The sequence below is a fragment of the Cellulomonas sp. NPDC055163 genome (genome assembly GCF_053607065.1).
In genome coordinates this window covers 188,926-209,393 of record NZ_JBSGSU010000001.1, presented here as the reverse complement: position 1 = coordinate 209,393, position 20,468 = coordinate 188,926, and the positions used below count along the sequence as shown (strand labels likewise).

16 protein-coding genes are annotated in these 20,468 nt (G+C 74.4%); 7 read left to right on the top strand and 9 right to left on the bottom strand.

The features are described 5' to 3' along the window. Positions 1 to 133: 133 nt before the first annotated feature. On the bottom strand, positions 134 to 1,825 hold the full coding sequence (locus ACWFNE_RS00930; RefSeq protein WP_452120577.1) for an alpha/beta hydrolase: 1,692 nt from the start codon (positions 1,823 to 1,825) through the stop codon (positions 134 to 136). 302 nt (positions 1,826 to 2,127) lie between these two features. On the opposite strand from ACWFNE_RS00930, the gene ACWFNE_RS00925 reads away from it, so the two are divergent. Both ACWFNE_RS00925 and ACWFNE_RS00920 read left to right on the top strand, forming a co-directional pair. Continuing rightward, complete coding sequence (locus ACWFNE_RS00925) at positions 2,128 to 3,162, top strand: M12 family metallopeptidase (RefSeq protein WP_452120576.1); 1,035 nt, start codon at positions 2,128 to 2,130, stop codon at positions 3,160 to 3,162. Between the two features lie 357 nt (positions 3,163 to 3,519). Further along, on the top strand, positions 3,520 to 7,755 hold the full coding sequence (locus ACWFNE_RS00920) for a phage tail protein (protein ID WP_452120575.1): 4,236 nt from the start codon (positions 3,520 to 3,522) through the stop codon (positions 7,753 to 7,755). Positions 7,756 to 7,853: 98 nt separating this feature from the next. On the opposite strand, the gene ACWFNE_RS00915 is transcribed toward ACWFNE_RS00920, so the two are convergent. The 5 genes from ACWFNE_RS00915 to ACWFNE_RS00895 all read right to left on the bottom strand — a co-directional run bounded on the left by ACWFNE_RS00915 (position 7,854) and on the right by ACWFNE_RS00895 (position 11,357). Next, the gene (locus tag ACWFNE_RS00915) at positions 7,854 to 8,609 is read right to left on the bottom strand and encodes an AIM24 family protein (RefSeq protein WP_452120574.1); all 756 of its coding nucleotides are present in this window, start codon (positions 8,607 to 8,609) and stop codon (positions 7,854 to 7,856) included. Then, positions 8,609 to 9,250, bottom strand: a complete 642-nt coding sequence (locus tag ACWFNE_RS00910) for an AIM24 family protein (RefSeq protein ID WP_452120573.1) — start codon at positions 9,248 to 9,250, stop codon at positions 8,609 to 8,611. Before ACWFNE_RS00910 ends, ACWFNE_RS00915 begins: the two co-directional genes overlap by 1 nt. Before the next feature lie 11 nt (positions 9,251 to 9,261). Then, positions 9,262 to 9,879, bottom strand: a complete 618-nt coding sequence (locus ACWFNE_RS00905; protein WP_452120572.1) for an AIM24 family protein — start codon at positions 9,877 to 9,879, stop codon at positions 9,262 to 9,264. A gap of 227 nt (positions 9,880 to 10,106) precedes the next feature. Further along, entirely contained in the window at positions 10,107 to 10,898 is a 792-nt protein-coding gene (locus tag ACWFNE_RS00900) for a TSUP family transporter (RefSeq protein ID WP_452120571.1), read from the bottom strand. A gap of 180 nt (positions 10,899 to 11,078) precedes the next feature. Continuing rightward, positions 11,079 to 11,357, bottom strand: a complete 279-nt coding sequence (locus ACWFNE_RS00895) for a hypothetical protein (RefSeq protein ID WP_452120570.1) — start codon at positions 11,355 to 11,357, stop codon at positions 11,079 to 11,081. Positions 11,358 to 11,560: 203 nt separating this feature from the next. Here ACWFNE_RS00895 and ACWFNE_RS00890 point away from each other — a divergent pair, with 203 nt between their 5' ends. Both ACWFNE_RS00890 and ACWFNE_RS00885 read left to right on the top strand, forming a co-directional pair. Further along, entirely contained in the window at positions 11,561 to 12,928 is a 1,368-nt protein-coding gene (locus ACWFNE_RS00890; protein WP_452120569.1) for a hypothetical protein, read from the top strand. 96 nt (positions 12,929 to 13,024) lie between these two features. Continuing rightward, a complete protein-coding gene (locus ACWFNE_RS00885) occupies positions 13,025 to 13,513 on the top strand; it encodes a group II truncated hemoglobin (RefSeq protein WP_452120568.1) in 489 nt (162 codons plus the stop codon). A gap of 22 nt (positions 13,514 to 13,535) precedes the next feature. Here the strand turns inward: ACWFNE_RS00885 and ACWFNE_RS00880 are convergent, their stop codons facing one another. Then, positions 13,536 to 14,333, bottom strand: coding sequence for a methyltransferase domain-containing protein (locus tag ACWFNE_RS00880; RefSeq protein WP_452120567.1), 798 nt, complete (start codon positions 14,331 to 14,333; stop codon positions 13,536 to 13,538). A gap of 186 nt (positions 14,334 to 14,519) precedes the next feature. Here ACWFNE_RS00880 and ACWFNE_RS00875 point away from each other — a divergent pair, with 186 nt between their 5' ends. Continuing rightward, the gene (locus tag ACWFNE_RS00875) at positions 14,520 to 15,095 is read left to right on the top strand and encodes a dienelactone hydrolase family protein (RefSeq protein ID WP_452120566.1); all 576 of its coding nucleotides are present in this window, start codon (positions 14,520 to 14,522) and stop codon (positions 15,093 to 15,095) included. Between the two features lie 230 nt (positions 15,096 to 15,325). Here the strand turns inward: ACWFNE_RS00875 and ACWFNE_RS00870 are convergent, their stop codons facing one another. Beyond that, positions 15,326 to 16,552, bottom strand: coding sequence for an ABC transporter permease (locus tag ACWFNE_RS00870; RefSeq protein ID WP_452120565.1), 1,227 nt, complete (start codon positions 16,550 to 16,552; stop codon positions 15,326 to 15,328). 106 nt (positions 16,553 to 16,658) lie between these two features. Here ACWFNE_RS00870 and ACWFNE_RS00865 point away from each other — a divergent pair, with 106 nt between their 5' ends. Next, positions 16,659 to 17,261, top strand: a complete 603-nt coding sequence (locus ACWFNE_RS00865; RefSeq protein WP_452120564.1) for a TetR/AcrR family transcriptional regulator — start codon at positions 16,659 to 16,661, stop codon at positions 17,259 to 17,261. Between the two features lie 163 nt (positions 17,262 to 17,424). Here the strand turns inward: ACWFNE_RS00865 and ACWFNE_RS00860 are convergent, their stop codons facing one another. After that, complete coding sequence (locus ACWFNE_RS00860) at positions 17,425 to 19,359, bottom strand: glycoside hydrolase family 11 protein (protein WP_452120563.1); 1,935 nt, start codon at positions 19,357 to 19,359, stop codon at positions 17,425 to 17,427. A gap of 358 nt (positions 19,360 to 19,717) precedes the next feature. Here ACWFNE_RS00860 and ACWFNE_RS00855 point away from each other — a divergent pair, with 358 nt between their 5' ends. Then, entirely contained in the window at positions 19,718 to 20,446 is a 729-nt protein-coding gene (locus ACWFNE_RS00855) for a GNAT family N-acetyltransferase (protein ID WP_452120562.1), read from the top strand. Positions 20,447 to 20,468: the final 22 nt, after the last annotated feature.

Here is a 20,468-nt window from a genome sequence, read left to right as displayed (position 1 = left end):
GTGTCTCTTGGGGAAGGGACCTACCCTGCGGTTTCTGGGGCCGCGAAGCTGGGCCGGGGGGGTGGGGGGTGACGTCCACCCGACCCGCCCTCCCCCGCCGCCGTGGCAGCGGGGACGGCCGGGTCGCGTCAGGTCACCAGAACGGCAGCCCCGGCGGGACGTCGAGCCGTGGTGCGGCGGAGCGGGCCCCCGGGTCGGTCGGCGCGAACGGCACCGAGTCCGGCGCGCACACCGAGCCGTCGGCGGGCGGCTCGCCCGTGATCAGGTACGTCGCGATGTGCTCGTCGACGCACGCGCTCTTGCCGATCGCGGTGTGGCCCCAGCCGTCGAGCGTCAGCAGGTGGCCCGCCGGGAACAGGTCCCGGTACGGCTGGGTCTGCTGGTACGGGGTCGCGGGGTCGAAGCGCGTGCCGACGACCAGCACCGGGGCGGTCGTCGTCTGCTCCCACGGACCGGTGAAGGCGTCGCGGTCCTCGATCTTCCAGGCCTCGCACGGCAGCCCGACCCACCCGCGGAACCGGCCGAAGTACGGCGCCGTGTCGTCGTAGGCGTCGATCAGGCGCGGGTAGCGGTCGACGCGGCCGTTCGACGCCGTGTCGACGCACAGGCTCGCGAGGGCGCCGCCGATCGACGGGTAGTCCTCGCCGCGCAGGCGTGCGCCGAGGGCCGAGCGGGTCCCGGCGGCGGCGGAGGCGACGGCGGCCGGGTCCGGGGTCGTCGCCGCGAGCTCGGCGAAGAACGTCGCGAGGTCCGTCCACGCCGCGGGGGAGTAGAGCGCCTGGAACGTGGTCGCGACCATGAGCTGCTGGGTCAGCAGGAGCGTCGTGCCGTCGGGCAACGGGATCTCGACGGGCTGCGCAGCAAGCCGGTCGAGCACGTCGTAGGCGACGGTCGCGGGGTCGCCGAACGCCGCGAGCGGGCACGTCGCCGGGCCGCCCTCGGCGCACAGCCGCGCGAACTCCGCGAACGTCTCGTGCGCGCCGAGGCCCTGCCGGATGCGGATGCCGAGCGGGACGGCGGGGGCCGCGTCGCCCGCGCCGGTGCCGCTCCACGCGACGGGGTCGACGGTCGCGTCGAGCAGGAACCGCCCGACCCGGTCGGGGAACAGGCGTGCGTACGTCGCGCCGAGGTAGGTGCCGTAGCTGTACCCGGCGTAGAACAGCCGCTCGTCGCCGACGGCCTCCCGCAGCAGGTCCATGTCGCGGGCGACGTTGGCGGTCGACGCGGTCGCGAACCGCACGGGCGACGTCACCTGGCAGCGCGCCGCCAGCGCGAGGCCCTCGAGCGTGTACCGGGCCTCCTCGCGCGGCGTGATCGGGTACGGCGAGGCCAGGAGCGGCGACGCGTCCTCCTCGGCCTGGCTCCGGAAGCACGTCGCGGGATCCGAGCCGGCGACGGCGCGCGGGTCGAAGCCGAGGACGTCGAACCGCGCGAGGACCTCCGGCGGGTAGATGAACGGGGCGCCCTGCTGGACGAACTGGACGCCGCTGCCGCCCGGGCCGCCCGGGTTGGTGAACAGCGTCCCGACGCGCTCGGCGGGGTCCCCGCTCGCCGGGAGCAGCGTCAGCGCGATCGTGGTCGTCGCGCCGTGCGGGCGGTCGTGGTCGCGTGGGACGTCAGCCGTCGCGCAGAGGAAGGGCTCGAGACCCTCGCCGCACGGCTGCCAGTCGAGCTCGGGGACGAGCGCCGCGGTCCGTGCGGCGGCGGGTGCGGGGCCCGTGGGCGCGGACGGCGGGGCGCCCAGCGCCGGTGGGACGGCGAGCGTCGTGGCGAGCAGCGTCGTGGTCAGGAGGGCGAGCCCTCGGGTCCTGCGCAGGGTGGTCATGGCGGCTCCCGGTCGTCGTCGGTCGGTGCCTTCACCCTGCCAACCGGGCGCGCCGAGGCCAAGGGCTGCGGGGCGATCCGTTGCCGACGGTGCCGCACGGGCGGGTGCCGCGGTCGCGCGGGGTGCGACGGGGGCGCCCGTGTCGGTCCGTGCTCGTACGGTGCTGAGCACAGGCCGCGGCCGTGGCACCGGGGGGAGCCGCGCGCGGCGTCGCCGCGTATCACGGGCACGTGCCCGGCGTCCTCCTTGCGTCGCCGCCCGACGACGCCCCACCGTCCGCCCGCCCAGCCCAGGAGCCGAGCATGTCCACACCCGAGAAGGCCAGGTTCTGCACCGACCGCATCCTGTTCCGCGACCAGCAGCGCCTCCAGCGCACGGTCGACGTCGACGGTCACCTGCAGGCGATCAGCCTGCTGCACAAGCTGTGGATCACCGGGTCCACGCTGCACGTCCGCTTCCTCGGCGGGACGCCCGCGCAGCAGCAGGTCGCGCGCGAGCAGGCCGGCTGGTGGATGGAGCACGCCAACATCCACTTCGTGTTCGACAACGCCCCCGACGCCCAGATCCGCATCGCGTTCGACCCGAACGACGGCGCGTGGTCCTACGTCGGCACCGACAACGTGACGATCCCGCCCGACGAGCCGACAATGAACCTCGGGTTCCTCGACGGCGGCACCGCGGCGCACGAGTTCGGGCACACGCTCGGGCTCGCGCACGAGCACCAGAACCCCGACGGCGGCATCCGCTGGAACGAGCCGGTCGTGCTCAAGGACCTCTCGGGGCCGCCCAACAACTGGAGCCCCGAGACGATCCGGCACAACGTGCTCAAGAAGTACACGGCCGACCAGGTCCAGGGCACCAAGTTCGACAAGAAGTCGATCATGCTCTACTTCTTCCCCGCCCGGTGGACCCTCGATGGGGTCGGCACCGAGGCCAACGAGGTGCTCTCCGAGGTCGACAAGGCCTACATCAGCAGCGCCGACGTCTACCCGAAGACGATCAAGCCGCCCGAGCTCCAGGCCACCGAGCTGCTCGTCGACGCCGCGGACCGGACGCCCGCGACGATCGGCGAGGCCGGCGAGGAGGACCTGTACAAGTTCACGGTCGCGACCGCGGGCACGTACGTCGCGAACACCCGCGGGCCGACGGACCTCGTCATGGACCTGTTCGGCCCCGAGGACCCGACGAAGCTCGTCGCGTCCGACGACGACAGCGGTGTGGGCCTCAACGCCCGCATCGCGACCGCCCTGGACCCGGGGACGTACTACCTGCGCGTGCGCCACTTCGACGCGAAGAAGGGCACGGGCAGATACACGATGAAGGTGCGCTCGGCCTGAGGCCCGCTCACCGTCCGGCCGGGCCGGCGTCTGCCGCCCGGCCGGCGTCGTGCCCACCGGCGCCTCGCCCGCGGTGGGACCGCACGAGTACAGCGGCGCGAGAGGCGCACCCTCAGGCAGCCGTTGCCGGTGGCCCCGGCGCACCGAGCCGCGGGCGGTGCCCCATCGGGCACGATCGCTGCCTCGCGACGTGCCCGGCGGCCGCTCGGGCCGAGCCATGGCATCGACCAGTCTCGGAGCGTGCCTGACGTACGCCGTGCGCCCACGGACGTGAGGGCGGCGCCCCGCGATGCCCTGAGCGAGGGCCGGACCCGGGCCGGTGCTGCGAGGCCCCGCGCCGGCGTGGGTCCGCCGGGCGTGCTCGCCCTCCAGCGCAGCGCCGGCAACGCGGCCGTCTCCGCGCTGATGGCGGCCAAGCAGCGCGGTCCCGACGAGGCGGCGACCGGTGCCCTCGACGCGGCGCTGCGGGAGCTCACCGCCGGTGACCCGGCGATCGACGTCGTCGAGAAGGGCCTCAAGGCGGCCCAGGCGACCGGTGTCCCCGTCACGCTCGAGGGACCCAAGCCACCGGCGGCGGCGCTCGCGGTGACGACCACGGGGTTCGGGCCGGAGTCCGTGGCCCCCAAGAAGCCGGTCCCGCCGCCGAAGCAGGTCCCGCCGACGAGCCCGCTCGGGAAGGCGGCCGCCACGAAGGTGCGCGCCGGCGCCGGGCCCCGCCCCGCCGCCGCCCCCCGAGCGCCGGGCGGTGCGCCCGCGGCACGACCGGGCGCCTCGGCGCTCTCCGGCGACCAGGTCCTCGCACCGCCCGTTCCGCCGACGGGCACCCGGCCGCAGGACGACCCGGCGTTCGCCCGGGTCGCCGGGTCGGTGGGGGCCGCCGCGCACGGGGCGAAGGCGCACGCGCCCGCGGCGGCGAAGGCGAAGGAGGCGCAGGACGCCGCCCTCGCGCCCGTCGACGACGTCGCCGGTCAGGCCAAGGCGGCGAAGATCGACGCGATGGACGCCCAGCAACCGGGGACGTTCGACAAGAAGGCGTTCATCGCCGCGGTCAAGGCCGCGATCGAGGCGAAGTCGCCGAAGAGCCTCCAGGAGGCCGACGACTACACGGCCTCCGGCAAGGCAGGTCAGGTCAAGGGCGACGTCCAGGGCCTCGTCGCCCAGGGCAAGGACGGCCAGGCCAAGGACGTCGCGGCCGCGACCGAGGCGCCGCCCGACCCGTCGCGAGCCGTGCCGAAGCCCGTCACCCCGCTCCCGCCCGAGCAGCCGGGCACGGTGCCTCCCGTCCCGGCGGCGGGCGCCGTGCCCAAGCCCGCACCGCCGGACCAGCTGAACCTCGCGGGAGGCACAGCGCAGGCCGACGCGGAGCTCGCCGGCGGGGGCGTCACCGAGGAGCAGCTTGCACGCTCGAACGAACCGGCGTTCCAGTCCGCTCTCGCCGACAAGAAGGCTGCCGCCGCGCACGCCGACACCGCGCCGGCCGCCTACCGTGCGCAGGAGGCGCAGGTGCTCGCGCAGGGCAGGGCGGAGGCCGCCGGGCAGACCGCCCAGGGCCTCGCCGGGATGCAGGGTGCCCGCACCGGAGCCCTCGCGAACCTCGTCGCCGCGAAGGGCGCGACGAAGTCGAAGGACGAGGTCCGGCGTGCCGAGGTCACCGCCCGGGTGCAGGGCATCTTCGCCGCGACCGAGGCCGACGTGAAGAAGCTCCTCGACGGCCTCGACCCGAAGGTCGAGACGGCGTTCGACACCGGCGAGAAGGCAGCCCGGACCGCGTTCGAGACCTTCGTCGCCGCGAAGATGTCGGCGTACAAGCAGGACCGCTACAGCGGCTGGCTCGGCGGCCTGCGGTGGGCCAAGGACAAGCTCGTCGGGATGCCGGCGAAGGTCGACGAGTTCTACACAGCAGGGCGCGAGCTGTACCTGCGGCAGATGGACGGCGTCATCTCCCGGGTCGCGGACGTCGTCGCGGCGGACCTCACCGCCGCCAAGCAGCGCATCGCCGCCGGTCGTGCCGAGATCGCGTCGTACGTGAAGACGCTGCCCAGCGACCTCGCGAAGGTCGGCTCCGAGGCGTCGACCGCGATCGGCGAGAAGTTCGAGCAGCTCGAGAGCGACGTGAACGACAAGCAGGACGCCGTCGTCGACACGCTCGCCACGAAGTACACCGAGGCGCGCTCGGGGCTCGACGAGCGGATCACCGCGCTCCAGGCGGAGAACAAGGGCTTCGTCGACAAGGCCATCGGCGCGATCAAGGACGTCGTCGGGACGATCCGCGAGCTCGCCGCGATGCTCACCGGCGTGCTCGCGCGGGCGGCCGGGGTCGTCGGCGACATCCTCAAGGACCCCGTCGCCTTCCTCGGCAACCTCGTCGCGGGCGTCAAGGGCGGCATCCTCAAGTTCCGCGACAAGATCCTCGACCACCTGCGCAAGGGCCTCATGGGGTGGCTGTTCGGCGCGCTCGCCGAGGGCGGCGTCGAGCTCCCCGACACGTTCGACGTCAAGGGCGTCGTCAAGCTGCTCGCGTCGCTCTTCGGCCTCACGTGGGCCAACATCCGCAACCGGATCGTCCGCAAGATCGGTGCGGCGGCCATGGGTGCCGTCGAGAAGGGCGTCCAGATCTTCCAGGTGCTGTCGACCCAGGGCGTCGGCGGGCTGTGGCAGATGCTGGTCGAGAAGCTCGGCGACCTCAAGGAGATGATCCTCGAGAAGGTCCGGGACTTCGTCATCACCAAGGTCATCACGGCGGGCGTCACCTGGCTCATCAGCATGCTCAACCCCGCCGCCGCGTTCATCAAGGCGTGCAAGCTGATCTACGACGTCGTGATGTTCTTCGTCACGAACGCCGGCCGGCTCGCCACGTTCGTGAACACGGTGATCGACTCGGTCGCCGACGTGGTCCGCGGCAACGTCTCCGGCGTCGTGGACAAGATCAACGACGTGCTCGGCCAGATGGTCCCCATCCTGATCGGCTTCCTCGCGAGCGTGATCGGGCTCGGCGGCGTCGGGGAGAAGATCCGGCAGATCGTCCAGACGCTGCAGAAGCCCGTGAACAAGGCCCTGGACGTCGTCATCACCACGGGGCTGAAGCTCGCCGGTCCGCTCATCCGGGGCGCGAAGCGGCTGGGCGGGAAGCTCAAGGCGAAGCTCCGGGGCGGCGACGACTCGCCGGAGGGCAAGCAGCAGCGGCTCGACAAGGGCATGGCGGCGGGGCTGGCGGCGGTCCGCCGGTTCTCCGGGCGCGGGGTCTCGCAGAAGGTGCTGACGCCGTTGCTCGCGGGGATCAGGGTGCGGTACGGGCTCACGGCCCTCGAGCCGGTGCAGCAGGGGAAGGTGTGGGCGGTCCACGGCGCCGTGAACCCGACGCGGACCACCTCGACCGGCGTCCTCATCTCGGACGAGCTGCTGCGCAAGAGCGTCGAGGCGATGCACGGTCGGGTGCACGGCGTCCTCAAGGAGGGCAAGCGCTGGGCGCAGGGGAACGGCCGGCCCACCGCGGTCGTCACGCTCGAGACGCTCCGGACGGCGTTCGAGGCGGAGGAGCCACGGTTCCGCCGGCTTGCCGCGCTGAGCCCGGCGGAGCAGCTCGCCCTGCGCGACGTCTACACCCGGCTCGACTCGCAGGGCGACGCGGTGCTCGGCGAGCTCGAGCGGCTCGACAAGCGCACGGAGGCGCTGCAGCAGGTCCACGACCAGACCCGGACGACCAAGAGCGACCTCGCCAAGCTCGTGAAGAAGAGCCCCCACCCGGCGTGGGCGGGCTTCATCCGCGACTACGAGGCGGCCGAGACGTCGTACCAGGCGCTCTGGAAGTCGGGGGACGACAACGCGATCGCCGCCGCGCGGGTGCTGTGGGACGCGCTGCACGCACGGTCCGAGGCCATCCGCGTGGACGTCGAGAAGCCGGCGGACCTCGCCCTGGAGCGCGTGACGGCGAAGGCGGACGCCGCGCTCGCGTCCTCGGCCACGCTCGTCGAGGACACGAGGCTCTCGGCTGCCCAGCGCAAGGAGCTCGTGACGGCACGGACCGAGCTCACGAGGCTGCGGGACGGCGCGCAGGCGCTGACGGCGCCGGCCCCCTCGGCGCTGCTGCCCCTCTCGCAGGCAGCCGATGCGCTCACCAAGCTCGCCGGTGGCCTGGCGCCACGCCCGGAGGTGCCTGCCGACGCGCGCGCCCGGGCGCTCCTGGCGAGCATCGCCCAGGTCATCCGGGACGCCTCGCCCACCGGCCGTCCCCACTTCAGGATCGGGACCGGCACGACGGAGGACGCGCTCGAGCACGAGCGCGAGCACGGGCTGCCGATCGGGACGCGCGAGGGGCACCCGGTGAAGCTGCGCGAGTCGATCACGTCGCTCGCGAAGGCGACCGCGGAGCTCACGACTCTCGAGCCCTCGCTCCAGGACGAGGCGCTGCGCTCGACGGTCCGGGGGGCGGTCCGGGACGCGGACGCCCGCCGCGCGCTCATGGAGACCGAGTACGCGGCGTGGGAGCGTCGGCTGGAGACGCAGAAGGGACCGGAGGGCGACCGGCTGTGGTTCAAGGACGCGGACGGCGTGGTCCGGTCGAAGCTCGTGCCGACCTGGCCGAGCACCGCGTAGCCGCACGCCCCGGGTCGCGGGTGCGGCGGAGGGCGGGGTCGTCGTCGACCCCGCCCTCCGTGTCACCCCGGGGTGTCAGCGCCGCGGCGCGGCGCTCGTCACTGCTGCTGCGACCGCGCGACCAGCCGCTGGCCGAGCTGCCCGGCGGTCTGGTTGTCGAGCAGGTTGGTCTGCGCCTCGACGATTCGGGCGAGCGCGGGGTCGTGGCGCTGCACCTCCGAGGACTGCAGCAGCACCGTGCCGGCGCCGGTGAAGTCGTACTGGCGCTCCTCGCCGGACTCGCGCCCGAGCATCGCCTGGACGCCGGACATCAGCGAGTACGCCATCCAGTTGTAGTCGTAGTGCTGGCTCGGGGACGGGCAGTCGGCCCAGCCGAGCAGCGCCTCGGGGTCCGCGCGGAACGGCGGCTCGACGAAGATCACGGGGCCGTTGGACGACGCGAGGAACTTGCCGGTGCCGATGAGCGTGACGAACCCGGGGACGATCGACTGCTTGAGCTCGAGGCCCGTCTCGAACGCGAGCAGGTTCACCTGCTTGATCGTCAGGTTCCCGTTGTCGAGGTCGTAGGAGTTGATGTCGTTGCCGCGGTCGCCGATGACGAGCTTGCCGCGGCCGCTCGCGACGACCCAGTCCTGCGCGTACAGCGGCGAGGCGAACCGGGCCGCGACCCAGGCGGCGCGGGACGCGAACGCGCTCACGCCGGAGAAGTCGATGGTCCCGTAGTAGGCGATCATCGCGCCCTTGGACGTGAACCACTCGCCGTTCAGGTCGATGCTGAACGCGTAGGCGTTCACGTTGTCGTTGCTGGGCAGCGTCTGCGCGTCGAGGACGGCCGCGTCGATCCCGGTGATCATCAGAACTTCGCCTCCGAGGCCTGGACGTAGACGGTGCCGTGACCCGACACGTGGAGCTGGAACGCCTCGCCGGAGCCGCGCCCGACGAGGTCACGCATGCCGACGCTGGCCTTGAGGTCGACCTGGAGCGCGCCGACGTGGCCGACGTACGCCTGGGGGTCGACGCCGACGACCTCGCCGCTGAGCTGGAGCGGGAACGTGCCGCCGTGCGAGAGCAGCGCGACCGACCCGTGCCCGCCGACGCGGGTCGTGAACAGGCCCTGACCCGTCATGGCGCCGCGCACGGCCGAGCGGATGCCCCCCTGGCCGATGAACTCGACGCTCGTCTGGAGGTTCGCGTCGTGCGCGAGGAGCCGGTCCGCCTCGACGGTGAGCGAGTCACCGGTGAGCTCGACGACCGTGACGTACAGCCCGCGGAACCCGTAGAGCACCGAGCCGGTGCCCTCGGTCGCCATCATCGGGTTGGACTCGCCGGACATCGCGGCACCGACCATCCCGCCGACCCCGTGGCCCTGGCCCTGGACCGGGCGGAACGTGACCTGGCCGTCGTAGCCGAGCATCGCCCCGCGCCGGGCGAGGACGGGGCTCTGCTGGCTGACCTGGGCACGGACGACCTTCTTGTTGACGATCTCGAACGGCATGTCCCCGCCCCTCAGCGCTCGGCCGGCTGGATGTACACGGTGCCCTGGCCCTCGAAGCGCAGCGAGAACGGCTCCCCGCCCCCGTCGCCGACCATCGAGCGCCACGAGACCCCGGAGACGAGGCTCATCTGCGTCTGGCCGACGCCGGCGACGTACACGTCGGGGTCGACGACGAGCGGCTGCCCGGGCGTGACGGCGAGCGCGATGAGGGGGCCGTGCGACATGATCGCGCACTGCCCGGTCCCGGAGATCTTCGTCGTGGCGAGGCCCTGGCCGGTCGTCATGCCGCGCAGCCCGGAGAACTGGACGTCGAGCTGGAGGCCCTCGGTCACGGCCAGCACGTGCTCGGACTCGACGGTGAGCGTGTCGGCCTGGAGCTGCACGACGGTCACGTCCATGGCGTCCTGCGCGAGGTACACGCGGCCGGCGCCTGCGCACGTCATGAGCGAGATGGACTCGCCCGCGACCTTCTGCTTGAGCGCGGCGCGGAACCCGCCGCCGCCGCCCATGCCGGCCGACTTGAACTCGACCCTGCCGGTGTACGCGACCATCGAGCCGGACGCGGCGCGAACCGAGTCCCCCTGCAGGTCGGCGTGGAGCACCCGCTTGTCCGCGGTGAGGACGGCCACCGGATCCCCTGTCTTCTCGTGCCCCTGACGGGCGTGGCGTGTGCCCGGCCCGGGCATCACGGGGGGCGGTGCGGACCAGGTCCGCCGTCGCCCCGCGGCAGCCTAGCCGCGGCGGACGGCTTCTCGGGGACGTCCGGCCGGACGTCACCCGCCCGGGCTCCCGCGGGTGCGGCAGCGGTCCGCCGGTCGACGCCGCCGTCGAGCCGGGGACGGACCGGGGGCGGGCGTCAGGCCACCAGACCCCACGCGAGGCGCACGATCAGCCCCGTGACGACGACGAGGAAGACGACGCGCACGAACCCGCTGCCGCGCGCGACGGCCATGCGCGCACCGACGTAGCCGCCGACGATGTTCGCGGCGCCCATGAGCAGCCCGAGCGCCCACAGCGGTGCACCCTGCAGCGCGAAGACGACGAGCGCACCGAGGTTGGTCACGGTGTTGATGATCTTGGCGTTGGCGGACGCCTCGAGGAACGCGAAGCCCAGGAGCCCGACGAGCCCGATGACGAGGAAGCTGCCGGTGCCGGGCCCGACGAGGCCGTCGTACCCGCCGACCGCGAGGCCGAGCACCACGGCGGCCGTGGTGTGCCGCGCGCCCGACCACCGCAGCCGCGTCACCCGCCCGGCGGCGGGGCGGGCGAGGGTCCACACGGCGACGACGACGAGCGCGACGAGGACGATCGGGGTGATGACCTCGGGCGGCAGCGAGCTCGCGAGCGCCGCGCCGCCCGCACCGCCGAGCAGCGCGGCGACCGCCATCGGTGCCGCGGTGCGCAACCCGGGCCGCACCCGGCGGTAGAAGACGACCGCGCTCACGCTCGTGCCCATGATCCCGGCGAGCTTGTTCGTCGCGAGGGCCTGCACGGGGGAGACCCCGGGGACCAGCAGCAGCGCCGGGAGCTGGAGCAGCCCGCCGCCGCCGACGACGGCGTCGACCCAGCCCGCGAGCAGCGCCGTGAGCAGGAGGAGCAGGACGGTCGAGGTGCCGAGGTCGGCGACCCGCGCGAGCGCGTCGGTCACGGGGCCGGGGCGGAGGTGCGCCGGGGGACGGCCGGGTCGTGCGGTGCGGTGCGGCTCGGCGCACGCGTCGGTCGCGGCATGGGCCCAGTCTCGCGCACGCCTGGGGCCGCGAGGGTCGTCGCGGTCGCGGCCGCGGTCGCGGACGTGCGGTGCTGCAGCCGCTCGGTCGTCAGGCTCGCGTCAGGGCGCCGCGACCACGTACGTCGCCAGCCCGCCGGTGACGACTCCGAGCGAGATCACCAGCGAGACCAGCCACACGACGGCCACGTCACCCAGAGACCGGCGACCCGGGCTCGCGCCGCAGTGCGCGCACGGTGCACCGCGCGCTCCCGGTTCGGCGGTGTCGACGGCGGAGGGCAGGTCCACGTCCCAGAGCCGGTCCTCGACCGGCGTCCAGCGGTGCCCGTCCCAGAAGAACCTCCCGTTCGGGGAGTACCGGGGCTGGTCTGCGTATCCCATGCCGTGTGGATCGGCGGTCCCCGGGCGCCTCGTGAGCCGTGCCGGGGGTGGTTCGTGCGTCGGGTCACCGCGGGCAGGCACGTCGTCCCCTTCGGCTGCCCGGTCGACCGCCGGCGGACCGAGGAGGCGCGAGGACCCTGGTCGGGACCGCACACCCGGGTCCCTGCCGGCCCCGGGTGGCGACCACGAGGGCGGCGGTGCGGATGGTCGGTCCCCAGGAGCGGCGCGGGGTCGCGGGTGAGCGCCGCACGGGCGCGGTGCAGCGGTCGGCCGTGCCCGGCGTCGACGTGGGCGCGTCCCGGCCGGCCATCGGCAACGCGGTCCTGGCCGCGGCGGCGACGGCGGCGCTCGGGCGCGCCGTGCAGCGTGCACCCGACCCCGCGAAGGTCGCCGCCGCGGCGGCGCAGGCCACCGGGGCCACCGCGGACGCGCAGCTGCTGCGGGCGATCCAGACCTTCCCCTCGCTGCCGGGCCCGTTCGGGGCCGCCGGGGCGCTCCTGCGGGCCGTCGCCCAGGCCGGCGTCCCGATCGGGCTCGACGCGGCCGGCGGGGCCGCGACGACGGCGCACCTGTTCGTGGGCAAGGTCCCGGACGTCGCGCTCGTCGTCGCGGGCGTGCACGGGTCCGAGCAGTCGGGCGTCGAGGTCGCGGAGCGGCTGCTCGTGCAGCTCCAGACGATGCAGCCGCACTTCACCGTGGTCGTCGTCCCGCGCCTGTTCCCCGCGAACGTCGCGTCGCGCGCGGCCTGGGAGGAGAAGCTCGCGAAGGCCCAGTCGGGGATCGCGGTCGCGAAGTACCAGCAGCTCCGGAACGCCGCGCACGACCCCGGCCGGTCGACGCCCGGCGAGATGGACCCCAACCGGCAGTTCCCGGACCTGGGCAAGGACCTCGACCTGACGAAGCCGCTCGACGCCAAGGGCCGGGTCGTCGAGCCGTCGAACATCGCGCTCCTCGCCCTGATCGAGGCCTTCAAGCCGTCGCGGATCGTGTCGGTGCACGCGATCAAGGACCTCGGGCAGGCGGGGATCTTCGCGGACCCGCACCCGTCCACGGCCCCGGCCGGCGACCCCCAGGCGCAGGCGGCCGACGCGCTCGCGCTGACGATGGCGAAGCGGGCCGACGCGCTCGGGGTGAACACCCGCGGCAACCGCCGCGGCGCGGCGTGGACGAGCCTGTACCCGGGCCAGGACAAGGCGCTCTCGGCGAAGCAGATGAAGGTCGAGGCGGCGCGGGGCCGGTCGCTCGGGCAGTGGGCACCGTCGCGCGGCATGACGGTCGTGACGGTCGAGGTCGCGGAGCAGCACCGCAGCGGCTCGGCGGTCGCCGACCCGGGCCGCGCCGCCGAGCTCGAGGCGGAGGCCACGGTGATCCGGGAGATCTTCCTCGGCCCGCCGCCGCCCGCCCCGGCTCCGGTGCCGGCGGCTCCCGGTGCGGCGACGCCGGCGGTGCAGCCGAGCGCCGTGCAGCGCGGCGCCGTCCAGCCGGGCGCGGTCCAGCGGCTGCTGGTGCAGGGTGCGGGCGCGGCCGGGAACGACGCGGCCGCGTGGCTCGTGGAGCGCCTGCGCCGCTGACCGCGACCCGGCGTCGCTCCGCCCAGGGCAGAACGACACGCCTTGTGGCCTGTCCGGGCACCGTGCCACGGTGGCGGGACGCCCCAGGGAGGCACCATGACCGAGCCCGCCGCACCGACCGTCGACGCCGCGCCCGCGTCGCCCGCGGACACCGAGAGCCTGTACGAGCACGTCGGCGGGACGGACGGGCTGCGCCGGCTCGTCGCCGCCTGGTACCCGACGGTGCTGGCCGACCCGCTGCTGCAGCCCCTGTTCGGTGCGGGCCACCCCGCGCACGTCGACCACCTGGCGGCGTTCCTCGCGGAGGTCTTCGGCGGCCCGACCCGGTACACCGACGAGCTCGGCGGGTTCCCCGCGCTGCTCGCCCCGCACCAGGGCAAGGCGATCCGCGAGGACCAGCGGCGCCGGTTCGTCGACCTCTTCCTCGCGGCCGCCGACACCGCCGGGCTGCCCGACGACGCCCGCACGCGCGACGCCCTGCGCGACTACCTCGAGTTCGGCACGGAGGTCGCGGTGCAGAACTCGCACGCGACCGACGCGGCCGGGCTGCACCCGTGCCAGGAGGTCCCGCGCTGGGAGGCGTGAGGGCGGCCGGGCGGGGTCGTCCCTACGCGGACCTGTGCCCGACCGCGAAGACCCGGGAGAAGCCGAGCACGACGCCCCACTCCTCGCGGGGGTACGCGCGGTCGAGCGCGGCGGTGTAGTCGTCGAGGAACGCCGCGCGCTCGGCGTCGTCGGTCAGGACGCCCAGCACCGGCCGCAGCCCGGTCGCCCGGACCCACTCGAGCACCGGGGACCGCTGTTGGGCCGCTGGGTCGAGGACGTGCTCGTACGTCGTCGTCCAGACGTCGGGCTCGAGGCCGAGGCGGGCCAGCGCGCCCAGGTACTCGCGGGGGGAGGCGACGGCCGCCGCCCGGTCGAGCTGCGGGAGCAGGTCGGCGGCGCGCGGGTGCCGGGCGGCGACCTCGCGCATGAGCCGGTGCGACGGGGCCCCGGTGTTGGCGGGCACCTGCAGCGCGAGCCACCCCCCGGGCGCGAGCGCGCGCACCCAGCGCGGGAGCAGGTCGAGGTGGCCCGGGACCCACTGGAGCACCGCGTTCGTCACGAGGACGTCGACCGGGGCGCCGAGCGTCGCGGGGTCCCAGTCCTCGACGCACGCCTCGACCCACTCGACGCGACCCTGGGTGTCGAGAGCGCGGGCGGCGCCGAGCATCTGCGGCGAGGAGTCGACGCCCACGACACGCGCCCCGGGCCACCGCTCGGTCAGGCTCAGCGTGAGCGGCCCGTCACCGCACCCGAGGTCGACGACGAGCCGGGGGTCGGGCGCGTCGACGCGTGCGACCAGGTCGGCGAACGGCCGCCCGCGGTGCCTGCCGAAGAGGGCGTACTGGCGCGGGTCCCACATGGCGGCTCCTCCGGCGCGACGGCGGATCTCTCGACGTCAAGATATCCGCCCGTGGTCCGCGCGTCGACGTGCGTGGGGGCGCGATGTCGGGGGCACGCCCTAGCGTGGGTGCTCCGAAGCGTTCGACCGTCTGCCCGGGCGGTCCGCCGACGGCGGGTCGCGCGGGTGGGAGCGAAGGAGAGCTCGATGGCCGAGGTCCTGCTGTTCCACCACGTGCTCGGGCAGACCGAGGGCTTTCACGCGTTCGCCGGCGAGCTGCGCGCCGCCGGCCACGTCGTGCACACCCCCGACCTGTTCGACGGCGCGACGTTCCCCACGATCGACGCGGGCGCCCGGTTCGCCGGGGAGATCGGCTTCGACGTGCTCGGCGAGCGCGGTGCCCGAGCAGCGGAAGGGCTGCCCGACGGCCTGGTCCACGCCGGCATCTCCTCGGGCGTCATGACCGCGCAGCGGCTCGCACAGACCCGGCGCGGCGCCCGCGGAGCGGTCCTGCTCGAGGCGTGCCTGCCGGCGGCGGAGCTCGGAGGCTGGCCCGACGGCGTCCCGGTGCAGGTGCACGGCATGAGCGACGACCCGTTCTTCGCCGGCGAGGGGGACGTCGACGCGGCACGGGCGCTGGTCGCCGAGGCCGAGGACGGCGAGCTGTTCCTCTACCCCGGCGACCAGCACCTGTTCACGGACCGCTCGCTGCCGTCCCACGACCCCGCCGCAGCGGCCCTCGTCACCGAGCGCGTCCTGGCGTTCCTCGCCCGGGTCGGCTGACCCGCGCTCCCCGTCCCCCGGCTGCTCGGGCTGCCGGTCGGCGCAGGCGGCCCGGCCTCGGCTGCCGGCCCGCAGGCCGATGCGGACGCTCGGGCCACCGACTGCCCGGGCCCCTCCGGCGCGGGCGGCCGGTCACGGGCTGCAGTGCCGCCCTCCCGGGGCGGAAGGGATGCGCGTCCCGCCGCCGGCCGCGCGGCGCCGGGCGACGGGTCGCCTGTGCCCCCGTCCGCTCAGTGCGGGGCGTCCGCCGGCCGGCGCACCGCCGACCCGACCGCGGTCAGGAGCACCCCGAGCGCGATCCACGCGGCGAGGACCGTGACCGGGCCCGCGGCGCCGGCGCCGTCGAAGTACGCGGTGCTCCGCAGCAGGGTGCCGGAGGTTCCCGGGGGCAGGAGCTGCCCGAGCGCGCCCCACGGCGGCGTGAGCAGCTCCGGTGCGGACGTCATCCCGGAGAGCGGGTTGCCGACGAGCATTACGAGCGCGGCGCCCGCCGCGAGGCCCGTGGTACCGGCGAGCCGCTCGAGCCCGAGCAGGGTCAGCGAGATCGCCGCGATGCCGAGCGAGAGGCCGAGCGCGACGGGCCAGAACGCGCCGGACGTGCTGCCGTACCAGGCGTCGAGGATCACGGCGAGCGTGGTGCCCGCGGTCAGCGAGTACGCGCTCGCGGCGGCGACCCGCAGCCACGGCCGGCGGGGGAGCGCCCGCACCAGCGCGATCGCCGGGAGCATGGCGCCGAGCGTGATCGGCAGGGCTGCTGCGGCCAGACCGGCGCCGCGGGGGTCGTCCTCGGGCAGCGGCACGACGTCCTGCGTGGTGACGGGCGTGCCGGTCTGCTGGGCGAGCGCGCCGCCGACCCCCGTGAGCAGCTGGGCCACGGCCGGGCCGGCGCCGCTCGCGACGACGACCGTCGCGCCGCCGGGCGCCAGCACGAACCCGCCGTCCACCTCGCGGTTCAGCACCGCCTCGCGGAGCGCGCCGGCGTCGGGGTAGGTCGTGGTCGCGAACGCACCTGGCTGGGCGGCGGCGAGCGCCTGGTGCACGCCCTCGACCGCGGGCGCCGGTCCGGTGAGGCCGATGGGCACGTCGTGCGGGGCGGACGTCACGGCGGGGAGGGAGAAGGCGACGAAGATCGTGGCGATCACTGCCGTCAGCACGAGGGTCAGGCCGCTCGCGGTGACCCACGGGTGGCGCGGGGAGGCCGACGCGGGGTGGGCGGCGCCGTCGCGCTCGGGAAGGGCCGTGGCGGGGGTCGCCGTGCCGGTGGCCGCGGAGGGGTGAGCGCTCGACGCGGCGCGGCCGGGCTGCGCGATGCCGGACGAGGCGGTGCCGGACGAGGCGGTGCCAGACGGATCGGTGCCGGACGAGGCGGTGCCGGACGGGTCGGCGCCCGTCGGGACGGTGCCGGGCGGGACGGTGCCGGGCGGGGTCGTGCCGTGGGGTGCGTGCACGTCGGTCATGAGGGGCTCCTCGGTCGCCGCGTCCCCGGGTCGGGGAGCGATGGTCCGAGCGTAGAACTCATCACCCGATGAATTCAACACCTGATGAGTTCGTTAGGCTGCAGCCATGGCAGAGGTGGCACGGCGGGGCGGGCGGCGCAGCGGGCAGAGCGGCACGCGCGAGGCGATCCTCGGCTCCGCCCGGGCGCAGTTCGCGGAGCACGGCTTCGACCGCGCCACGATCCGCGGCATCGCCACGGCGGCCGGCGTCGACCCCGCCCTGGTCCACCACTTCTTCGGGTCCAAGGACGAGCTGTTCGCCGCCGCGCTCGAGCTGCCGTTCGACGCGGCCGTCATGCCCGACCTGCTCGCGGGTGACCCGGACGGCGTGGGCGAGCGCGTCGTGCGCCACTACCTGGGCGTGTGGGCGGACCCCGTGACCGGGCCGCACCTGCAGGCGGTGTTCCGGTCCGTCGCGTCGCGCCCGGAGGCCCTGCACACCGTCCGCCGGTTCGTCGTCGAGCAGGTCCTCGAGCCCGTCGCGGCGTCGCTCGGGCGCGACCGCCCCGCGCTGCGGGCCGAGCTCCTGGGCGCGCAGCTCGTCGGCGTCGCGTTCGCCCGGCACGTCGTCGGGCTCCCGCACCTCCAGGACCTCGACCTCGAGGAGCTCGTGGCGCTCGTCGCGCCCTCGGCCCAGCGGTACCTCACCGGGGACCTGCCGGGCGCCTGACCGCACCCGCGTCGGCGGCGGCGCGGGACGGCGGCGGCGCGCGACGACGGCGGCCAGCGACGACGAGGCCGCCGGGACCGGCCCCCGCAGGTGCGGAGCGCCGGGCCCGGCGGCCTCGGTCGGTCAGGGGGAGGTCGCCCTCCCCGTCAGGTGGAGGTCGGCCTCACGAGCACGTCGCGGGTGGCGTGTTGCTGTTGCCGTTCTTCATCACGGTGACGCCGAACGAGTTCCCGTTCCCGTTGGGGGTGAACGAGGTGCCGTTGCGCGTGGCGTTCCAGCTGCTCTGGATCGACTGACCCGAGCCGAGGCTCAGGTTGACGGTCCACGCCGAGCTGCCGCTCACCGTGTAGGTCACGTTGAAGCGGTCCGACCAGTCCTCGGCGCGGGTCGCGGTGACCGTGCAGCTGCCGGTGCCGGGGTTCGTCGGGTTGGTCGGCGTCGTGGTGCCGCCCGACGGGGCGACCGCGCGGCCGGTGCTGCTCGAGATGTGGCCCGTGCACAGGTTCCGCGACGCGAGGTCGGAGAGGATGCCCGGCAGCGCCTGGATCGTGTTGGCCGGCCAGTCGTGCATGAGGATGATCTGGCCGCTCGTCAGGCGGCTGGCCGCCTGGCGGATCTGGCTCGCGCTCACGTTGTTGTAGTCCTGCGAGTCGATGTCCCAGATGACCTCGCGCAGACCGAGCGAGGACTCGACCGACTTCAGCGTGCTGTTGGTCTCGCCGTACGGCGGTCGGAAGATGTTCGGCGTGACGCCGGCCGTCTGCTGGATCGCCGTCTGCGTCCGGGAGAGCTGCGACTGGATCTCGCTCTGGCTCATGTTGACCAGGTGCGGGTGGTCCCAGCTGTGGTTGCCGATCTGGAACCCGGCGTTCTTGTAGGCCTGCATGAGCGAGGCGTTGCTGGACGCGTTCGAGCCCGTCGGGAAGACGGTCGCGGTCGCGCCGGCGTTGCGCAGCGTGCTGACGAGCTGGTTCGTCGTGGCGGCGGTCGGGCCGTCGTCGAACGTGAGCGCGACGTAGCCGGCCGAGCAGCTCTGGTTCGCGGGCGGCGTCGTCGTGGTCGGCGTGGGTGTCGGGTTGGTCGTCCCGCTGCCCGCGCACGTGGCCGACGGCGTCGTGGTGTTGCCGTTCTTCATCACGGTGACACCGAAGGAGTTGCCGTTCCCGTTGGGCGTGAACGTGCTGCCGTTGCGGGCGGCGTTCCAGCTGCTCTGGATCGTCTGGCCGCTGCCGAGGCCGAGGTTGACGGTCCAGGCGGAGCTGCCGCTCACGGTGTAGGTGACGTTGAACCGGTCGGACCAGTCCTCGGCGCGCGTCGCGGTGACGGAGCAGCCGCCCGTCCCCGGGTTCGGGTTCGACGTCGTGGTCGGGTTGGGGTTCGGGTTGCTCGACCCGCCCTCGCTGACCGTGATGTTCGAGCTGCCGGAGCTCTGGTAGCCCTCGGTGGCCATGACCATGTAGTCGTGGGTGCCGAGGTTCATGCCCTTGCTGGCCCACGCGTCGAAGTGGTTGCCCGTGGTGATCGTGCCGCCCGTGCGCTTCTGCTGGCGGACGCTCCAGTACTGGTAGAACGTCGAGCGGTCGCCCTCGATGGAGGGCTGGTTGACCCGCTGGGTGCGGTAGATGTCGTACGTCCCGCCGTCGCTCGTGACCGTGCCCATGTTGGTGCCGGTCGGGCGGTAGGTGCCCCAGTTGTCGACGATGTAGTACTCGACGAGCGGGCCCCGGGTCCATCCGTAGAGCGTCAGGTACGAGTTGCCCCCGGGGTTGAAGGTGCCGGAGTAGTTGACGACCTTGCGGCCACCCGTCTGCCAGCCCTTGCCGCCGACCCAGTTGTTGATGCCGGACCACGAGGTCCGGTAGTTGCCGGCGTCGCCCATCGTGAACTGGACGTTCCCGCTGTCCTTCCAGAACGAGTAGAAGAAGCCGTTGTGCGTCCCCGTGCCGTTGTTGGTCAGGGTCACGTCGGCGGCCTGTGCCGGTGCGGCGGCGACGAGGGCGCCGACGGCCAGCGTGCTGGCGGCGGCGAGGCCGGCCAGTGCTCGGACCAGTCGGCTGCGCCTCGGCGCACCGCGGGTGAGAGTCGTGCTTGCGGACATCCTGCACTCCTTCGTGCCGTATCGGCGTCGAAACTTTCGGGTCCTGCAGCGTGGTCCGCGCGAGGGTGCGGCGGTGCGGAGACCCGGGCGGACCGCGTCGTCGTCGACGCGGTGGCCGTTCCCGGCGAGTGTGGAGCCGTTCTCGGGCGCGGGCAAGGAGTTGAGCGCCTCGTGGGTGCTCTATGAAACGATTCTCACGGCGCGATAGTTTCGCTGTATCGCTCCGCGCTTTGCGCGGTCTCGGCCGCGATCGGCCCGCCGCGGAGGTGGCCACTCGAGGGAAGCGGAGCGCGTGACGGCCGCACCCGGAGCGACGACGGTCATGGACAGGCTCCGGCCGCGAGGCCGACCATGGGACATGACCCCCGGACCCGTGGCCGACGGCGAGACCGGCGACGCGCTGGTCGAGGTGCCGCTCACCGGGCTCGACGCCGCGCAGGTCGACGCGGTCCACGCGCTGCTCCGGGCCACGTTCCGCGCCGACGAGCTCGGCTCCCCGACGGACCTGCTGGCCGGGTACCGCGGGGTGGCCCCGCAGCCCTCGGTCGTCGTGCTGGCGGGCGGCGCGCCGGTGGCCGTGATGCTCGCCTCGTGGCACGTCGACCACCAGGTGCTGCTGCTGGCGTACCTCGCCGTCGCGGCGTCGATGCGGGGTCGCCGGCTGGGGGCGCACCTCGTGGGCGAGGTGCTCCCGCGGTGGGCGGCGGAGCGGGGGCACGCTCTGGTGCTCGCGGAGGTGGACGACCCCGCGTGCTGGCCGAGCGACGCCGGCCAGGGGGACCCCGTCGCGCGGCTGCGGTTCTACGGACGGCTCGGTGCCCGCCTCGTCCCGCTGCGGTACGTCCAGCCTGCCCTGCGCCCGGGATCGGGCCGCGTCGACGGCATGCTGCTGCTCCGCCTCGACCGCGGCACGGATGCGCCGGGGAAGCGGATCGCCGCGTTCCTCGAGGAGAACGTCGTGGCGTGCGAGGGCGCCGCGGCGCTCGACGACCCGGACATGGCCGGGCTGGTGGCCGGCGCTCGGGCCCTCACCGACGGGCGTGCGCTGTGGCCGGTCGACCGCTGGCCGGACGTGCGCGCACCGTAGCCCGCGCGGCCCGAGCCTCGCG

What these genes read in the sequence shown, in the direction of transcription:
- ACWFNE_RS00930 (WP_452120577.1), bottom strand. Translation starts at nt 1,825, where the DNA reads ATGACCACCCTGCGCAGGACCCGAGGGCTCGCCCTCCTGACCACGACG.
- ACWFNE_RS00925 (WP_452120576.1), top strand. Translation starts at nt 2,128, where the DNA reads ATGTCCACACCCGAGAAGGCCAGGTTCTGCACCGACCGCATCCTGTTC.
- ACWFNE_RS00915 (WP_452120574.1), bottom strand. Translation starts at nt 8,609, where the DNA reads ATGATCACCGGGATCGACGCGGCCGTCCTCGACGCGCAGACGCTGCCC.
- ACWFNE_RS00910 (WP_452120573.1), bottom strand. Translation starts at nt 9,250, where the DNA reads ATGCCGTTCGAGATCGTCAACAAGAAGGTCGTCCGTGCCCAGGTCAGC.
- ACWFNE_RS00895 (WP_452120570.1), bottom strand. Translation starts at nt 11,357, where the DNA reads ATGGGATACGCAGACCAGCCCCGGTACTCCCCGAACGGGAGGTTCTTC.
- ACWFNE_RS00890 (WP_452120569.1), top strand. Translation starts at nt 11,561, where the DNA reads ATGGTCGGTCCCCAGGAGCGGCGCGGGGTCGCGGGTGAGCGCCGCACG.
- ACWFNE_RS00885 (WP_452120568.1), top strand. Translation starts at nt 13,025, where the DNA reads ATGACCGAGCCCGCCGCACCGACCGTCGACGCCGCGCCCGCGTCGCCC.
- ACWFNE_RS00880 (WP_452120567.1), bottom strand. Translation starts at nt 14,333, where the DNA reads ATGTGGGACCCGCGCCAGTACGCCCTCTTCGGCAGGCACCGCGGGCGG.
- ACWFNE_RS00875 (WP_452120566.1), top strand. Translation starts at nt 14,520, where the DNA reads ATGGCCGAGGTCCTGCTGTTCCACCACGTGCTCGGGCAGACCGAGGGC.
- ACWFNE_RS00870 (WP_452120565.1), bottom strand. Translation starts at nt 16,552, where the DNA reads ATGACCGACGTGCACGCACCCCACGGCACGACCCCGCCCGGCACCGTC.
- ACWFNE_RS00865 (WP_452120564.1), top strand. Translation starts at nt 16,659, where the DNA reads ATGGCAGAGGTGGCACGGCGGGGCGGGCGGCGCAGCGGGCAGAGCGGC.
- ACWFNE_RS00860 (WP_452120563.1), bottom strand. Translation starts at nt 19,359, where the DNA reads ATGTCCGCAAGCACGACTCTCACCCGCGGTGCGCCGAGGCGCAGCCGA.
- ACWFNE_RS00855 (WP_452120562.1), top strand. Translation starts at nt 19,718, where the DNA reads ATGACCCCCGGACCCGTGGCCGACGGCGAGACCGGCGACGCGCTGGTC.